Here is a 16,709-nt window from a genome sequence, read left to right on the forward strand (position 1 = left end):
CCGGGGCTGGTATTGTTGCGCAACATATAAGCATGATGCCCCTTGGCGCGCGCGGGTATGCGCGTCCGCGCGTTCCTTAATAGGTTGGTAAATTGTGCGGAAGACGCGCCCGCGACCTCTTGCGTGGCGCATCATTAGGAGGAGCGTAGGGGTAGTGTGCGCTTCGCGGCGCCGCCGGGGGAGGTTTTATGGACGAGAACGCTGCGCAGCAGCGCGCGCTTGCGATGCCGGGCTTGCAACCGGTTGAGACCGATGCGGATATCGAGCGCTTGGCTAAGCTTGCGCACGAGATTTGGTTTGAGTATTGGCCAGCGCATATTGGCGAGGCCCAGACCCGCTACATGGTCGAGCGCTTCCAAACCGCCAGCGCCATCCGTCGTGATATGGCGAGCTCCGCGTACGAGTACTGGTTTGTGCTCGCCCCGGACGATGGCCGCGTGGTCGGCTACACCGGCGGCTACGTTGAGCCAAAGACCGGGCGCTTCTTCATCTCTAAGATCTACCTGCGCGCCTGCGAGCGCGGGTGCCACTTCGCCAGCGGCGTGATCGCGTTTTACGAGGACCTGTGCCGCAAGCGCGGTCTGCGCGCCATGTACCTTACCGTCAACAAGGGCAACGTGCTGGGCATTCGTGCATACAAGGGCAAGGGCTTTGAGGTCATCGATGCCGTCGAGATGGACATTGGCCAGGGCTTTGTTATGGACGACTACATTATGGAGAAGCGCGTGGACCAGGGCTCCTTATAAGATTTGTGAGTTGCGTTGACGTACGTAATAACGTACGGTAAAGTAGACGTACGTTATTACGTACGGGCATGGAGGCATCATGGGTTCCATTACTGCAACAGCCGCAAGGAAAGACCTCTACAATCTTATTTCTCGCGTTAATGAGGATTGTGCACCTGTTTCTATTACAAATAGTAAAGGTAAAGGCGCTGTACTGATTGGCGAGGACGAGTGGGCGGCAATCGAGGAAACCCTGTATCTTACAGGTATTCCGGGAATGTACGAGTCGTTGATTGCCGGGATGGAGGAACCTGCAGCCGAATGTGTTGATGAGAGCGCTTTGGAGTGGTGACGATGTGGGACGTCGTATTCACCAAACAGGCCGTCAAGGATGCGAAGAATCTCAAAGCGGCAGGTCTCGACGCAAAGGCAAAGCACTTAATTGAAGTGGTTAGGAAAGACCCCTTTGGTCAGCCTCCTTCATATAAAGCGCTTGTAGGAAATCTTGCAGGATTATATTCGCGAAGAATCAATCTTCAGCATAGGTTGGTATATGAGGTCGCAAGAGAAGCTCATGTAAAAGAGGGAATTGAGTACATCGGAACTGTAAAGATTGTGAGAATGTGGAGTCATTATAACGACGTGCAGTCAATGAAATAAAGGTCGTTTGACGCTATCAATCCCTAGCGGCTACCGCTAGAAAAAAGGCCCCGCGGGTTGTCTTGAGGAATAGGCATTCCTCGACAACCTGCGGGGCCCTTGCGTTGCGTTAGCGGATCCTCGTTCAAAAACGGGTGCTACTCATCGCCAAAGCTGATGCCCAAGGCGCGAGCCTCGCGTACCAGGTCGCTTTGCGGGTCGACGTACTTGAGCTTGCCGGCGACCTCTTCAAGCGGCACGCGGCACATGCTGCCGTTGCGCTGGGCAACCATGAAGCCGTACTCGCCCTCAAGCGCACCCAGGGCAGCCTCGACGCCGCACTGGGACGCGAAGATGCGGTCCTGGGCGTCGGGCGCGCCTCCGCGCTGGGTGTGGCCGGGAATGGCGACGCGGGTCTCGCGGCCGGTCGCCTGCTCGATCTGGTGGGCCAGGTCGTAGGCGATGGAGGGGGAGGTGCGCTCGGCCAGCTTGGCCTTGTACTCCTTCTTGGACAGGGCGGCGTCCTGCTTGGAGATGGCGCCCTCTGCCACCACCACGATGGTGAAGCGGCTGCCCGCCTCCATGCGGCGCTCGATGGCGGCTTGAACGTTGGCGATGTCGTAGGGGATCTCCGGAATCAGGCACACGTCCGCGCCGCCGGCGACGGCGGAGTACAGCGGAATCCAACCAACCTTGTGGCCCATGATCTCGATGACAAAGACGCGGCCGTGGCTGGACGCGGTGGTGTGGATGTCGTCGATGCAACGGGTCGCGACCTCGACGGCGCTGGTGAAGCCAAAGGTGAGGTCGGTGCCAAAGGTATCGTTATCGATGGTTTTGGGCAGGGCGATGACGTTGAGGCCCTCTTCGCGCAGGCGGTTGGCGGTCTTGGTGGAGCCGTTGCCGCCCAGCATGAACAGGCAGTCCAGGCGCAGCTTCTGATAGGTCTTCACCATGGCGGGGACCTTCTCGACGCCGTCCTCCTCCGGGGTGTCCAGGCGCTTGAACGGCGTGCGGCTGGTGCCCAGAATGGTGCCGCCGCGAGTGAGGATGCCGCTGAAGTCGCTGGGCTTCATAAGGTCGTAGCGACCGTAGATAAGGCCCTGGTAGCCGTCCTTGAAGCCGTAGATCTCAACGGGCTCGTGGGCGTTGTTGATCATGGTCTTGACGATGCCGCGCATGGTGGCGTTCAGCGCCTGGCAGTCGCCGCCGCTGGTAAGAAGTCCAATCCTGGGCATGGTTCCTCCCCCAAGGGTTCAAATGGTGTGCGCCGGCGGTCTCACGTTGGCGGGCGCTGTCGTGCGTGCTTAGGCGCGAGTTCAAGCGCGTGCTTAAGCCGCGTGCCGGCGTGGGCGCGCGGTTTGGTGCGGCGCCACTCTTGCAGATTCTTTCTAGTTTGGCACAAACCTTATGCCGCGTGGGGCGTTGGCGCCAATCTTGACGAGTTCCTGTTAGGGATTTTACGTTTGAGTGCTGTTGAGGGGTGCCCTCGCGCGGCTACGAGCGGGCGCTGCCGGGTGCGGGGATCACGGCGAGTGCCAAATAATGGCTTAGTGCGGAGGTTAGGACAAATAGTCGCTTAGTGCGGACCCGAGCGTGACAAATAATGCGTTAGTGCGGAAAGGACGAGGTATAGCAAGGGTACCTTATGAATAGGGCGTTCGCACCACCCCAGCTAGAAGGCTCGGGTGATAGCGCTCGATGCATATATAATCCGCGCCGGGCAGCCTCCAGTCCGCACTAACGCACTATTTGTCCTAACCTCCGCACTAACGCGTTTTTTGACATGCCCGCCTTTCCGCACTAAGTCGTTTTTTGACACCGCGCCCCTTCGGGCTACGAGATCTTTCAACATGCGAAGCTTCTCGTCCGCAACATTCCGACTAATCACCGTGGCCCGCGCGTTCACTCCATCCACCGCGCTTCAACCTGGTCGCGCATGGCTCGCGTATGGTGCTTCACAGCCCCGTCCAATCCTCATGTTCAGCGCGGGCGATATGGACGATAATCAAGAGCGGTCAACACGGCGCACTAACGCGCCGTGCAAGTTATTCTGCAGCCGTGGAGACCTCGCTGTTTGATGTGCGACCCGCCATCGCTGCAGGTAGAAGGGGGACCGTATGAATACAACATATAATGCTGGCGGTCGTGACGGTCGCGCGGGCGCTTCGCGCGTGGACGAGGGCTACGATGCTTCGGATGTAGAGACCGACTTCCTCGGCGAAGAGGTCGACTTCGCAGATGCAGAGCTCGACCTCGCAGGCGACTTCACCGGCGGCCCCGCGGACGGCACGGCGCACCCAAGCGCAGGCGCCGCCGCGGACGGCGACCCCGAGGACGTCGACCCCACGGACACGGAGATCGCGCGCGATATGCTCGACTTCATCGAGGCGAGTCCCAGCATGTTCCATTCCGCCGCGTCGATATGCGACTGGCTGGACGATGCCGGGTTCACCTATCTGCCAGAATCCGCCGCGTGGGACCTCGAGCCGGGCGGGGCGTACTACACCCAGCGCAACGGTTCAAGCGTCATCGCCTGGCAAGTGGGCGAGGGCGTCCCGGCGCCCGCCGCGGGCGCGCAGCAAGCGGACTTTCGCTTCGCGGACGAACTCGACTGCCCCGCGTATCACTTCCAAGTCGCCGCGTCGCACGCCGACTCGCCCACGTTCAAGGTCAAAGCGGTGCCGGAGTTGGACGGCGCGGGCGAATCGCTGCGCCTCAACGTCGAGGCCTACGGCGGCATGATCGACTATAGCTGGTTCGACCGTCCGCTGGGTCTGGCTGGCCGCGTGCTGGTGCGTGAAGATATGGACGAGGAGGGCGCGGATGGCGCTGCCGGCGCGGACGCCGCCGTCACGCCGGTGGCTATCCACAGCCGCCTGCTGTTCATCGACCGTCCCGTCGCCATCATCCCAAGCCTCGCCATTCACATGGATCGAGAGGTCAACAAGGGCTTCGCGCCCAATCGCCAGGTCGATCTCTGCCCGCTGTTCTCCGCGGGCGAGCTCAAGGCTGGTGCGTTCGACGCCCTCGTTGCCCGCGAGCTGGGCGTGCGTCCGGACCAAGTGCTTGCGCGCGACCTGTTCCTGGTGAACCTGCAGCCCGCGCAGGTCTGGGGCGAGGGCGAGGAGTTCGTTAGCTCCCCGCGCTTGGATGACCTTATGTGCGCCTATACCTCGTTAAGCGCATTTTTGCAGGTAGGGGCGCCGTTGGAGAACCGCATCTCCGTGTACTGCTGTTTTGATAACGAGGAGGTTGGTTCTAACACCAAGCAGGGCGCCATGTCCACATTGCTGCGCGACACGCTGGAGCGCATCAACCAGTCGCTGGGCTTCTCGTCCCAAGACCTGCGCCGCGCGCTCGCCGCATCGTTTATGGTGAGCTGCGACAACGCGCACGCCGTGCACCCCAACCGTTCCGAGCGCGCCGACGAGCGCAACCGCTGCGTGCTCAACGGCGGGCTGGTGATCAAGGAGGCGGCAAACCAGGCGTACTGCACGGACGCTTTCAGCCGCGCGGTTTTCGCGGCGCTGCTGGACCGCGCCGGCGTTCCGCGCCAAACCTTCGCCAACAAGAGCGACATGGCGGGTGGCTCCACGCTGGGCAACCTTTCAAATATGCAGGTCAGCATGCATGGCGTTGATGTGGGCTGCGCGCAGCTGGCTATGCACTCGTCCTATGAGACGGCCGGTGCCCGCGACGTCGCGCACGCCATCGCGGCATTCGAGGCGTTCTACGAGGCGGATGTGCATATCGACGGGGCGCAGGCGGCGTTGCTGGCGTAAGCGCTGCGACAGGCGGGCGGATTTTGGCGCGCTGCGGCGCTTCGCAGCGCCGGCGGTATCCATGTAGGAAAAACCAATGCGAAACGGGGGAACCGTGCATATCAAGAAGGCGGCGATTATTGGCAAGGGCGCGGTGGGGTTGCTGTACGGCAGCCTCATTGCGCGCAACATCGGTCCGGACGCGGTCGAATATGTTATGGACGATGACCGGCTGGCCCGCCACGCGGAAGATGCCCTCACCATCAACGGCCGTCCGTGCCGCATCCGCACCGTGGGCGCCTCGATCGCCGCGGAAGAGGAGCCGGTCGACCTGCTGATTCTGGCGATCAAGGCGACCGGACTTGAGCAGGCGCTTGTCACCATGGAGAGCTGCGTGGGTCCCCAGACGCGCATCATCTCGCTGCTTAACGGCATCACTAGCGAAGAGGCGATCGCCCAGCGCTTTGGGTGGGAGAACACGGTGCTTAGCGTGGCGCAGGGCATGGACGCCGTCTTTATCGACAACGCGCTCACCTATACGCATCCGGGCGAGATTCGTCTTGGCCCCGCGCCGGCAACCGCTCCGGGCGTGGTCGACCAGATCGCGGACTTTTTGGCCTGCGCGGGCATTTCGCATGCGATCGAGGCGGACATTCGCCGTCGGCAGTGGGTCAAGTTTATGCTCAACGTGGGCCTTAACCAAACGTGCATGGTCTTTGGCGGCACGTACGGCAGCATCGCGGCTCCAGGCGAGCAAAACCGCTGCTTTATCGCCGCCATGCGCGAGGCGATCGCCGTGGCGCACGCGGAGGGCGTTGATTTGGACGAAGAGGACCTGTTGCAGATGGTCGCCATGGTGGAGTCGCTCGACCCCGCCGGCATGCCGTCCATGGCGCAGGACCGCATCAACCGCAAGCGCTCAGAGGTCGATCAGTTCGCCGGGACTATTATTCGCCTGGCGGACCGCCACGGCATCCTGGTGCCGCAGAACCGCTATCTATACGACCGCGTCGCTCAGATAGAGGCGGCGTATATGGACGAGTTGGACGAGGGGCTTCGCTGGGAATGATGCACGGTGGTTTGTGCTGAGGTTGGGCGTATGCCCTCCGCACAACCATGCTCCTTGGGGTTTTGTGTATTATCTAGTGGTTAGCATTACCATCCAGCCGGGGTGCGCCCGGAGCATTCGAAGGGATTTCCATGATCAAGGAGATTGTTCACGATCAGATTCTGCTGTCGCAGGTTGCCGAGCCGGCCACCGCTGAGGACGCCGCCGTCGCCCAGGACCTTATCGACACCATGAACTCGCTGGAGGACTGCGCCTGCCTGGCCGCCAACCAGATCGGCGTGAACAAGGCCATCGTCGCCTACGAGCAGAAGGGCCACGTCTTCGTTCTCTACAACCCCAAGATTATGGCCGGCATGAAGCCGTTCAAGACCATGGAGGGCTGCCTGAGCCTGGAAACCACCTCCAACGTCAAGCGCTTCCAGACCGTTCGCGTCGCGTTCCAGGAGCTGGTGGGCGATCAGCTGGTGCCGCGCACCCGCACCTTCCAGGACTGGGCCGCCCAGTGCGTCCAGCACGGCATCGACCACTGCCAGGGCAAGCTGGTCTAGCCTGGGCGCATGCGCATGCGAGGCGTTTTCGCGCGCTCAAAATGAATTGCCTGAAGGGTCCGCCCGGTTCTGCCTGAGCCGGGCGGACCCTTCTTATAGCTATAGCACGTGGTTGCGCAGGGGCTCGCCCGCGGCCAGGTGCGCCAGATTCTCCGCTGCGATCGCGGCGATGTTGTCCAGCACCACGGGTAGGTGGAAGTTGCCGGAGATGTGAGGTGTGATCAGCACGCCCGGCGCTTCCCATAGCGGGTGGTCTGCCGGCAGGGGCTCGGGCGCGGTTACGTCCAACGCGGCGCCGGCGATGTGCCCGCATGAGAGCGCTTCGATAAGGTCATCTGCCACAACAAGGTCTCCTCGTCCACCGTTGGCGAAAAACGAGCCGGCTGGCATGGAGCTGAAAAAGCGCTTGTCCGCAAGGCCGCGGGTGGTCGCATCGCTGGGCAAGAACGAGGCGACCACGTCTGCGCGGGGCAGCTCGCTATATAGCTGATCCATGGTGACCATGCGCTCAAAAGGCGGGCGGGCGTCTACGGCAGAGCGCCTTATGCCGGTGACGTTGGCGCCCATGGCCCGGCAGAGTTGGGCAAAGTGCGTGCCGATGTCGCCGGTGCCCATCACCAGTACGCGCGCGCCTCGCAGCGAGGTGACGGGGCCGTGGTCGCTCCATGTGTGGGAGAGTTGGTCGGTGTGGTAGGCGGGCAGGCGCTTGATCATGGCGAGGACCATAGCGAAGATGTGTTCGGAAACCGCCTGGCCGTACGCGCCCACCGCGCAGCATACGCGCGCACCGCGGGGCAGCGTCTCCGCTGCGGCATAGTTGTCGTATCCGGCGGAGTTGAGCTGCAGCAGCTGCAGATGGGTCGCTTTGTCCAGGCGTTTGGGGGAGAGGTTTCCCACAATAACGTCCGCCGCGGCGATCTGCTCGTCGGTCGCGCTGTGATAATCGCTGTAGACAAAGGTTGCGCCCGGCGCGCCCGCCTCGAGGACGGTTTTTTGGGCGGCGTTGAACGGAGGCAGGACAAGAACGTTCACCAGGGGGTCTCCTCACAAAGCGGTTGGCAAAAGGGGCTGCTGGCACATGCGCTCGCGCGTGCTTGCGCCCCATGCGTAATGGTACCGCTGCCGCCCGCGTGTAAAGCGGCGACCCTTAGCGTGGCGCGGGGAGTTTACCTGCCGATGAAGGGCGCGCGATCTTGGGAGTGCGCTGGGCAAACAGGCCGTGCCGGTTGCAGAACAGGTAGATGGTGCCCGGACCCGTGATATGGAAACGCGCCTGCGCCTGCATTTCCGGATAGAGCTTCTTGAGGTGGAGTCCGTCTGTGGTGACGTAGGCGGCAAAGCTGATGAAGTGCTGCTTTGTCATGGGATGATCAAGCGTCACGTACCAATCGTCCTCTATCCGCTCGATGGTAAAGGCATGCGCGTCATCTGGCGTCTCCGCCTCTTGGGGCAGCAGCTGGCTTCCACAGCAGCTAAACGACCCCTCGCCCATGGCATGGACCACGTTGCCGCAGATGGGGCACACGTAAAAGCGGCTGCGCGCCATGTTGCCCGCGCGGTTGGCGTTTTGGCGCACATCGCCGCTCAGGAGCTCCGCCACGGAGACGCCCAGTGCCGCCGCCAGTCCCTCTATCAGCGAAATGTCCGGCAGGCCGCGCCCGGACTCCCATTTGGACACGGCTTTGTCCGTCACGCCCACGGCGGTTGCGAGCTCGCGCTGGGTAAGTGCGCGTGCCTCGCGCAGGGTGCGTATGGTATCTGCTGCTAGATAGGTGTTCACGGATGCCTCCTGTAAGGTGAAAGTGGCGGGGTGATCCCGGCGAATACCGCAAGGCCGGTTTGCGCTTTGTTGGTGGTCAACATCGATGCTCGCCGACCATTATGCTGGCGTTCGCGACCGCGCGCCACCTACGCTGCGTAGACTTGGGTTCCATCGCAACGCCGTGGAGCGCCGTTGCACCGTTGGTGGTTTCTCAGCTTTTCCTCAGGTTGCTCGCGTATCTTGTAGGGTGAGCATTTGGACGAGGAAATTGTCCAAGGATTTGTCCAAAGACGTACGGTGGTCTGCGGGGCGGACGAAGCTTGCGGCCAGGCCTTCTGTGCAAGGGAAAGGGGCGTGACGCGCCATGAGGGTGTTGCTGGTAGAAGATGCGCCGCGCCTGGCACAGGCCGTGGCGGAGATTCTGTGCGGCGAGCGCTATCTGGTGGACGTTGCGTCAACGTGTGCCCAAGCGGAGGAGCTGGCGGCGTCGGGCGCCTATGACATGATCTTACTCGACATCATGTTGCCAGATGGCAGCGGCATCGACGTGTTGCGCGGGCTGCGCGCTGCGGGCGACGCCACGCCGGTGATCTTGCTGACCGCGCGCGATGCGGTGGCGGATCGCGTGGCCGGGCTCGATGCTGGTGCGGACGATTACCTGCCCAAGCCGTTTCACGCCAGCGAGCTCCTTGCCCGCATGCGCGCCCTGCTGCGCCGTCCGCGTGAGATTGTGGACGATGGCTCGCTTGCGGTGGCGGGCTTGGTGCTAGATGCGCGCTCTTTCATCGTCCACGCCATAGCTGACGGCGAAGGCGACGACGTTGAACTTACCCCTAAAGAGGCGGCGCTGCTCGAGGCACTTATGCGCGCGGGCGGGCGCGTGGTGGCAAAAGATGCCCTTGCTGCTCGCGTGTGGGGACCGTATGCGACGGGCGCGGGGAACCGCCTGGAAGTGTTGATGCACGCGCTGCGCGAAAAGATCGCCAGAACCGGCGCGCCAGCGGCCATAGATACGGTGCGCGGCAAGGGCTACAGGTTGCATGAGAAATGAGGTGGCGTTGTGTTTGGCGCAAAAAAGACCGCTCGCAAGACCGCTCGCGTGCGCGTGCCCGGCCATCTGGCAAAGACGCGTCGCAACCTTATTCTGCTTTCTAGTGCGCTTACCTGCGCGATTTTGGTTATCTGCCTGATGGGTGCGTGGGGCGTCGCCGCGCACACGTCGCGCCAGGGCAACGTCGCTGCCATGAGCGACGTGGTTGCCAACAGTTTGGAGCTGACGCCGCAGGCGCTGCAGGGCGGCGTCCCCACGGTTGACCAGGCGCTGGTCCAAGCCCAGGCAAGGTACGCGGCGTCGCAAGACGCGCTCGCGCATGGGTCGGCTAGCTACGCGGCGGCGATTAAGTCGGAAGATCGCACGTCACCGGGGCTAGTCGCGGCATGGCGCCCCTTTGTGCTGCTGGAGCTGGCAGATGGAACCGTGAAGTTTGCAATCGCCCCGCAGTGGGGCGAGCCGCAAGAGGTCATCATGAGCCGCGATGACGCGGTCGGGTTGGTGCAGGGGGCGATTGATGCCGTTCACGGGCGCGCGTCCGATGCGCCAGCCTCGCACGAGGCGACGCAGACGGCGACCCACACCGCCCAGGCCGGCCCCACCACCTGGCTGTGGAGCACCTACGTGCTCTGCGTCAACCCCAGGGGCATGGGGAATCCCGGCGGCGATGTAGTGAGTTTTTATGAGGACGATGACCTGAGCGCCTATGCGGACGAGGGCCTTATCGCGGCGCGCGCCTTCGTGTTTGTGGACCAGACGCCCTCTTTGACCAATCTGACCAGCCTTGCCGTCGCGCTGGCTTCGGTGGGCGCGGTGGGTTGCGTGCTGCTGGTGCTGGCGTGCCGCGCGGTGATTGGCCGCGCGCTGGCTCCGGCCGCCGCCGCGTGGGAGGCGCAGCAGCGCTTTGTGGGCCGCGCCTCTCATGAGCTCAAGACGCCCCTGGCATCGCTGACGTCTGCCCTGGATGTGCTGGACGCGCACGCGGACCAAACCGTGGCCTCGCAGGAGCGCTGGCTTTTCAACATGCGAGAAGACGTGGACCAAATGGCGGGTATGGCATGCACGCTGCTTTCCTCACTGGATCCCGGTGTGGATGTAGGTACCGATGCGGATATGGGCAACGGTGAGGATATGGGCAACGGTGGGAATGCGTGCGGCAGCGTGGATGCGGGCATCGGAGCGAACGTGGATGCGGGCGATGGCCTCGCTGTCCCCGTTGCAAGTTCCGCCACGTCTCCCGTGACGAATGGGGAGGAACTGTGAAGCTCCTCGTCCAAAAAATGAGAGCGTTGACCCAGACGTAACGTCGTAGTTTTGAATGCCAATCAGACGGCACCCCGCGTGCCGTGCGATCATGTGCGGGCCGTTGCAGCAACATGCGGCCCGCGAACACGTAGTCAAAGCGGCGCGCCCGGCGAATTAGGCGCGACCGTCTGATTGGAAGGAGACCCTATGTTCAAAGGCGCGGTTCTGCGGTACCTGCTGTCCGATGCGCTCTCGCTCATCGGCAACTCGATCGCCGGCGTGGTGCTGCCTTTGGTCCTGCTCGCGCGCACGGGCGACGTGCTGGCGGCGGGCTCGTTGGCGCTGATCTGCGCGGTGCCGCAGTTTGTATGCGGCGTGGTGGGTGGTGCGGTGCTCGACCGCGTGAACCGCCGAACCGTCAGCGTGGTGGTTGACCTCATCTCTGCCGCGAGCTGCGCGCTGCTGCCCGTGGTGGACGAGGTCTGGGGCTTGAGCTTTGGATGGTTTGTGGTGCTGGGCCTGCTGGGCGCGGTGGGAGACGTGCCCGGCATGTCCGCGCGCGACGCCCTGCTGCCGTCCGTCTGCGAGCGCGAGGGCGCCGATTTGCAGCGGTTTGTGGGAGCGAGCCAGTCGCTTGGCGCCCTGGTGAACATCATCGGTCCCGCCGTCGCGGCCCTGCTCATAGGTTTTATGGACGATGTCGATGCCCTGTGGATCACGGCCGCGTTCTCTTGCGGTGCCGCGTTGGTGACGCTGACGCTGCCGCGTTCCGTGGGTGAGGTGTCCTTGTCCAACGATGCCACCGCTGCCTGCAACGGGGATATGATCCGCGATGCTGCGTCCGTCCCCGCAGGTGTTGACGCTGCCCCCGCCGTTCCCAAGAAGGCGGGCATGCTCGCCGCCGCCAAGTCCGTGCTGGTCGACGGCCTGTCTGCCTTGTTTGCGACCGATTCGCTGCTGCGCGCCTCAACGCTGCTCTCGTTTGGCATCACCATGGTGATGGGCAGCCTGCAGGGAATCGTCCTGCCCGCGTACTTCACGCAGCTGGGCCAGCCCGAGGCAGTGGGCTACGTGGTCTCCGCCATGGGCGCCGGCTTGCTGGTTGGCTCGACCGCCTATACCGCGCTCGCCCACGTCATGTCTCGCAGGCGCTGGCTGGTGGTGTCGCTGCTGGGTATGGCTGCATCCGTCTGCGTGCTGGGGCAGTTCCCCGCACTGCCGGTGCTGCTCGCCGCCGCGGCGGTGCTGGGACTGTTCGCCGGTCCGGCGTCCGCCCTGCTGGGCTTCTTCGCCTTTGACCGCGTGCCGGACGACCGTCGCGGCTCTGCCATGGGCACGCTGAACGCCCTGTACCTGGTGGTTGCGCCCGCCGGCGCGTTCGTTGGCTCGGTGTTGATCTCCACGGCGCAAATCGGCGGTGCCGGCCTGGTGCTTACCGGCGCATGGGTGGTGGTGACCGCGCTCGCTCTCATCGCCAAGCCTCTGCGCCACCTGGATGGCGAGGTCAAGGCTTCGCTCGCCGACTGACGGCTCGATGGCGGGCAAGATGCCGGCTCCGGCGGCCCGATGGGCAGATGTATTACTTAGAACCACTTTTTGAGCCTGAAACGGCACGCTGTAATACCGATCTTTGGATTGGTATTAAGGTGTGCCGTTTTTTCTGGAAAAAGTGGCACTTGGTAATACAGATTCCTACAGCAGTATTATCTTGTGCCACTTTGAGCACTTCAAAGTGGCACGTTCTAATACATGTATTACGGTGAACCATTCTTCGCGGGGCCGTCCTACTCGTCGCCGGCGCGCTGCCCACAAGAGTGGAGCCGTCGGACGCGAGGGCAACTGTGGAAGAGGCAACGCGCCATGCAAAACGGGCATAATTGAGTGGCATCCCCTTGTCCGGTTCTCGGCGGCGTCTTCGCTCCAACAAATTGGCCCGCTGGCGCCGTGGCCGTGCAAGGGCGCGTCCGTTTGACATGCCGCCTAAGGACGCCGCCAAGGGCGCGCCGCAACGTAAGAAGGGGGAGGCCTTGAGAAGCAACGAACTGGCAAAGCTTGCCGGCGTTACCGTGCGCACGCTGCGCCACTACCACGCGATCGGTCTGCTGGATGAGCCGCCGCGCCAGGCCAACGGCTACCGAGACTACCGCCCGGAGGATCTGCTGCGCGTGCTGCGCATTCGCCAGTTGTCCTCGCTGGGCTTTCCCTTGGACCAGGTTGCCGGCATGTTGGACGAGCTCGATGCGGAGCGCTCCCAGCACGGGCCGCGTCTCCCGGCGGATCAGCCCACTGCGGACGATATCCTCGCGGAGCTGGATACCGCCCTGCAGAAGCAGATCGAACACCTGCAGCGCCAGCGTCGCGTCATCGCCCATCTGCGCACCCAAAACCTTGCAGCGGATTTTCCGGAGCGTGCCGCAGGGGCGCTTGCCGCGATGGATCGCCTTGCCCGCGTTGCGGACGAGCCCGGCTTTATGGGCCTCGCCCTCAGCGATGCCGACCAGCTGGCCATGGGCATCGCCGCGCACCTGTATTCGGAAGCGGAGCTCGCGGAGATCGAGCGCGTGTTCAACGCGATTGTGGACCGCGATTATGTGGACGAGTATCGAAAGATCAGCCGCGCGGTCAACGTGCTTCCGGCAGACGCCTCCGCGCCGCAGCGCCAGGCTGCCGTGGATGCTTGCGTGGGCTTTCTTGCCAAGTTGATCGACTGCTTCGATCCCCAAAACTGGCTGCGCGCGGACAAGGATTACGAGGTGCTGCTGGATCGCACCGCGAGCGAATCGTTCAACAGCGCGCAGATAGACGTCTTCGAGCAGATTTTTGGCGAGTTCGCGCGCATCCTCGTGCGCCGTCGGGACGGAGAGGGGGATTGCGGATGACCGGGTTTGGTTCGCGAGAATCCTCCGCGCCCGGCGCTGCCGCGGCGGCGCTCGCAAGCATGATGGGAATCGCCGCCGCAACGGCTTCCTTTGCGTGGGCGCGCCGGTCCAACTGGTCTATCCAGCGCACGGATGTAGAGGTGGCATCGCCGCGCCTGCCGCAGGCGTTCGACCGCATGCGCATCGTCCACGTCTCGGACCTGCACAATGCTGAATTTGGTCCAAACAACGCGCGCCTGCTCAACGCGATTCGCCGCGCCGCGCCTGACGTCATTTTCATCACCGGCGACCTGGTGGATTCTCGCCGGACGCGTGCGGAGGTCGCGGTGCGCTTTGTTGCCGCTGCGGCGCGCATCGCGCCCGTGTACTATGTGCCGGGCAACCATGAGTCGCGTTTGGACGAGTATCCGCAGATAGAGGCATCTCTTAAACGTGTTGGCGCGACCGTGCTGGCGAACCGTTCCGTGTGCCTTGCGCGCGACGGCGAGTGCGTTCGCGTCGCGGGCGTCATGGACCCGGCGTTCACCGCGCCGCATGCCCGCGGCCTGGCCGCATCCGTTATGGAGGGGAATCTTTCCCGCGCGCTTCAGAGTGCGGGGGATGGCGGCCGTGCGTTCACGCTGCTGCTCACGCATCGTCCCGAGCTGTTGCCCGTATATGCCTGCTGCCATATCGACGTCGCGTTCGCGGGGCATGCCCATGGCGGCCAGGTTCGCATGCCGGGTGTGGGCGGCCTTTTCGCCCCTAGCCAGGGCGTGTTGCCAAAGGTCACCGAGGGCGTCCACGTTTTGGGTCAGACGCAGTTGGTAGTAAGTCGCGGTCTAGGTCCCAGCGTGGTGCCCATGCGGGTAAACAACCGTCCCGAGTTGGACGTGGTCGATTTGCGCAGCGCTTAGGAGGATTCTCGTCCATAGAGCGCGGCGAATGGGGACGACGGGCAAAGCGGTTTGCCAAATGAAATAAAGAGCGCCCGCCGGAGGTTTTAAACCGGCGGGCGCTCTTGTGCTGACGCGTTATGTTGATGGGTGGCCGTCCGCTAGTGATGGCAGGCGTGCTCCGGACCCATGGCGACAAGCTCGCCGGCGGCGGCGCGGCGGGCGACGTCTCCCACCAGCGGGGTCTCGGCATCATGCAGCACGGTGATGCCGGCGGCGGCGAAGCCCTGCATGGGACGCATGCCCATACCGGCGGCGATAATGGCGTCGATGCCGGCGTCTGCCAGGATACCGACGGGCCTCATGCAGCCGCCCTCCTCGTGCGGGGGGTTGTCGATAATCTCGGTACCGGTGATCTCGCCATTCTCGATGGTGACGATGGTGAAGCAGTCGGCGTGGCCAAAGTGGCCGGAGCGCTGGGCCTCAAGGCCGCCTTCGCCAAGGGAGGGGACTGCGAGCTTCATGTGAGAACCGCCTTTCATGCTGGTTGCTATGCTGATAGTCCCATGGTAGCGCTAATTCTCCTATTAATCCCCGTATTGTGCGGGATTACATAAGCCGGCTTGATTGCCTTCGCGCCGGTCATTTGATCCTTGCCCGCGCCCTTGGCAGCGCCTTTGCCCTGCGCGGCATCTGTCTTTCGTCTTCAACCTTACAAAAGCGCAAGAGGAGTGTAAGTCAAATCGATGGCTCCCCAACCGCAATCTTGCGAGTATAGGAGGTGCAATAAGACAGCTGCCGCGGCGAGCGCGGATACCAGGGGGAGGAACCATGGACTTCATGAACGAATACGTAAACGGCCAGCTTGCGAACCCCCAGTTCGTCAACCCGTACGAGGAAGCCGCAACCTACGAGCGCGCCGAGCGCGCCGGCAAGAGCCGCCGATTGAGCGATGCACTGGTCTCCATGCTCGCGATGGTGGTGCTTTGCATCGGCGCCGTGTCCGTTCTCTCCAAGCTGGGAAGGTAGCGCACATCGATGGGCTTCATCCTAAGCTTTACCGATAAGTTCGTCGCGGCGCTCTCGCTGTGGCCCTTTGCTTCCTTTATGCTTACGCTGCCCATTTTGGCGTATCTCTACCACCGCGACGGGCGCCTCAAGGTTTGGTCCGCGGCCGGCGCGTACCTTGTCGTCCTCTACTTCTTGGGCCTTGGGTGCTTCACGCTGTATCCGCTGCCAAGCGGAACCGAGGGGCTGGGCATCACCTACGGCATCGCGCCGCAGCTCAACCCCATAGCGTTTGTGGGCGATATCTACCGCGACGGAATCACGGCGGTGCTGCAGATCGTCATGAACGTGGTGTTCTTTGCGCCGTTGGGCTTCATCGCGTCCAGGGCGTTTCGCATGCGTTTTCAAACAACGCTGCTGCTTGGCTTTGCAACCTCGCTTTTGATCGAGACGGCGCAGCTCACCGGCTTCTTTTGGCTGTATCCTTACGCCTACCGCACCTTTGACGTGTGCGACCTCATGTGGAACACGGGCGGTGCCGTCGCGGGGTGGTGGGCTGCCCGGCTGCTCGCTCGCGTGCTTCCTCAGGCGCAGCGCGACGAGGATTCCATCACCACCTCGCCCGGCTTTGTCCGCCGCAGCGTGGCGTTCATGCTCGATGGGGTCATAGTGCTTGTGGCCACGCTGTGCGTGTGGTCGCTCATCATCTTGATAACCCCCAACGGGCTGGACGTTCGCTTTGCGGAAGGCTCCGGCATGGCCTGGATCACGCTCGTCATATTCGTCATCGTCCAGTTCTTTATTCCGCTGGCCAACCATGGAAAGACGCCCGGTGGCTCCTTTGTGCGCATGACCTGCGAAACCAAAGAGCGCGGACCCGTCATGCGCGTGGTCTTTCTTGCGGTTCGTCTGGTCGTTATCATCGGCGCGTTCATGTACGCACCGTTGGCGATGCCGCTCCTGGGCCTGTTTTTCATCATCGCGCACCGCATGCCGTACGACTATCTGTAGATTTGTGCGGGAGCGTATTCGCGCGAAGCCATCAAGCGACGTCTGCCTCGCCATATGGCCTAATACTGTGGCGCTTTCAATCCCTCTCAACAAAAGACCTTGCAGGCGCTATGATTACCAAGAAATTACCTAG

At 62.9% G+C, this 16,709-nt stretch carries 17 protein-coding genes; 13 read left to right on the plus strand and 4 right to left on the minus strand.

The features are described from left to right. The first annotated feature begins 188 nt into the window (after positions 1-188). The 3 genes from B3H65_RS06930 to B3H65_RS06940 all read left to right on the plus strand — a co-directional run bounded on the left by B3H65_RS06930 (position 189) and on the right by B3H65_RS06940 (position 1,385). Positions 189-746, plus strand: a complete 558-nt coding sequence (locus B3H65_RS06930) for a GNAT family N-acetyltransferase (RefSeq protein WP_286684665.1) — start codon at positions 189-191, stop codon at positions 744-746. 79 nt (positions 747-825) lie between these two features. Continuing rightward, positions 826-1,077 carry a type II toxin-antitoxin system Phd/YefM family antitoxin gene (locus B3H65_RS06935; RefSeq protein WP_009141393.1) on the plus strand — a complete coding sequence of 84 codons (252 nt, stop codon included), beginning with the start codon at positions 826-828 and terminating at the stop codon, positions 1,075-1,077. Between the two features lie 2 nt (positions 1,078-1,079). After that, on the plus strand, positions 1,080-1,385 hold the full coding sequence (locus tag B3H65_RS06940; protein ID WP_286684666.1) for a Txe/YoeB family addiction module toxin: 306 nt from the start codon (positions 1,080-1,082) through the stop codon (positions 1,383-1,385). 137 nt (positions 1,386-1,522) lie between these two features. Here the strand turns inward: B3H65_RS06940 and B3H65_RS06945 are convergent, their stop codons facing one another. After that, entirely contained in the window at positions 1,523-2,602 is a 1,080-nt protein-coding gene (locus B3H65_RS06945) for a 6-phosphofructokinase (RefSeq protein ID WP_117679598.1), read from the minus strand. Positions 2,603-3,484: 882 nt separating this feature from the next. Between B3H65_RS06945 and B3H65_RS06950 the strand changes: the two genes are divergently transcribed. The 3 genes from B3H65_RS06950 (at position 3,485) to B3H65_RS06960 (ending at position 6,745) form a co-directional block, all read left to right on the plus strand. Then, positions 3,485-5,149, plus strand: coding sequence for a M18 family aminopeptidase (locus B3H65_RS06950; RefSeq protein ID WP_286684667.1), 1,665 nt, complete (start codon positions 3,485-3,487; stop codon positions 5,147-5,149). 94 nt (positions 5,150-5,243) lie between these two features. After that, on the plus strand, positions 5,244-6,197 hold the full coding sequence (locus tag B3H65_RS06955; protein WP_286684668.1) for a ketopantoate reductase family protein: 954 nt from the start codon (positions 5,244-5,246) through the stop codon (positions 6,195-6,197). A gap of 131 nt (positions 6,198-6,328) precedes the next feature. Further along, a complete protein-coding gene (locus B3H65_RS06960; RefSeq protein WP_286684669.1) occupies positions 6,329-6,745 on the plus strand; it encodes a peptide deformylase in 417 nt (138 codons plus the stop codon). A gap of 99 nt (positions 6,746-6,844) precedes the next feature. Here B3H65_RS06960 and B3H65_RS06965 read toward each other — a convergent pair whose 3' ends face one another. Next, on the minus strand, positions 6,845-7,777 hold the full coding sequence (locus B3H65_RS06965) for a D-2-hydroxyacid dehydrogenase (protein ID WP_286684670.1): 933 nt from the start codon (positions 7,775-7,777) through the stop codon (positions 6,845-6,847). A 115-nt stretch (positions 7,778-7,892) separates the two neighbouring features. Continuing rightward, the gene (locus B3H65_RS06970; RefSeq protein ID WP_286684671.1) at positions 7,893-8,525 is read right to left on the minus strand and encodes a helix-turn-helix domain-containing protein; all 633 of its coding nucleotides are present in this window, start codon (positions 8,523-8,525) and stop codon (positions 7,893-7,895) included. 346 nt (positions 8,526-8,871) lie between these two features. On the opposite strand from B3H65_RS06970, the gene B3H65_RS06975 reads away from it, so the two are divergent. From B3H65_RS06975 to B3H65_RS06995, 5 genes are all read left to right on the plus strand, one after another. Continuing rightward, a complete protein-coding gene (locus tag B3H65_RS06975; RefSeq protein ID WP_286684672.1) occupies positions 8,872-9,558 on the plus strand; it encodes a response regulator transcription factor in 687 nt (228 codons plus the stop codon). Positions 9,559-9,567: 9 nt separating this feature from the next. After that, a complete protein-coding gene (locus tag B3H65_RS06980) occupies positions 9,568-10,821 on the plus strand; it encodes a histidine kinase dimerization/phospho-acceptor domain-containing protein (protein WP_286684673.1) in 1,254 nt (417 codons plus the stop codon). Positions 10,822-11,010: 189 nt separating this feature from the next. Then, entirely contained in the window at positions 11,011-12,330 is a 1,320-nt protein-coding gene (locus B3H65_RS06985) for an MFS transporter (RefSeq protein WP_286684674.1), read from the plus strand. 500 nt (positions 12,331-12,830) lie between these two features. Further along, a complete protein-coding gene (locus B3H65_RS06990; protein ID WP_286684675.1) occupies positions 12,831-13,682 on the plus strand; it encodes a MerR family transcriptional regulator in 852 nt (283 codons plus the stop codon). Beyond that, a complete protein-coding gene (locus B3H65_RS06995; protein ID WP_286684676.1) occupies positions 13,679-14,578 on the plus strand; it encodes a metallophosphoesterase in 900 nt (299 codons plus the stop codon). The genes B3H65_RS06990 and B3H65_RS06995 overlap by 4 nt, the downstream gene beginning before the upstream one ends. 140 nt (positions 14,579-14,718) lie before the next feature. Here the strand turns inward: B3H65_RS06995 and B3H65_RS07000 are convergent, their stop codons facing one another. Next, entirely contained in the window at positions 14,719-15,081 is a 363-nt protein-coding gene (locus B3H65_RS07000) for a NifB/NifX family molybdenum-iron cluster-binding protein (protein ID WP_286684677.1), read from the minus strand. Between the two features lie 307 nt (positions 15,082-15,388). Here B3H65_RS07000 and B3H65_RS07005 point away from each other — a divergent pair, with 307 nt between their 5' ends. Then, positions 15,389-15,586, plus strand: a complete 198-nt coding sequence (locus B3H65_RS07005; protein WP_286684678.1) for a hypothetical protein — start codon at positions 15,389-15,391, stop codon at positions 15,584-15,586. A gap of 9 nt (positions 15,587-15,595) precedes the next feature. Beyond that, positions 15,596-16,576, plus strand: coding sequence for a VanZ family protein (locus B3H65_RS07010; protein WP_286684679.1), 981 nt, complete (start codon positions 15,596-15,598; stop codon positions 16,574-16,576). Positions 16,577-16,709 lie beyond the last annotated feature (133 nt).

This window comes from Collinsella sp. UBA1693, assembly GCF_002320115.1.
Lineage (GTDB): Bacteria > Actinomycetota > Coriobacteriia > Coriobacteriales > Coriobacteriaceae > Collinsella > Collinsella tanakaei.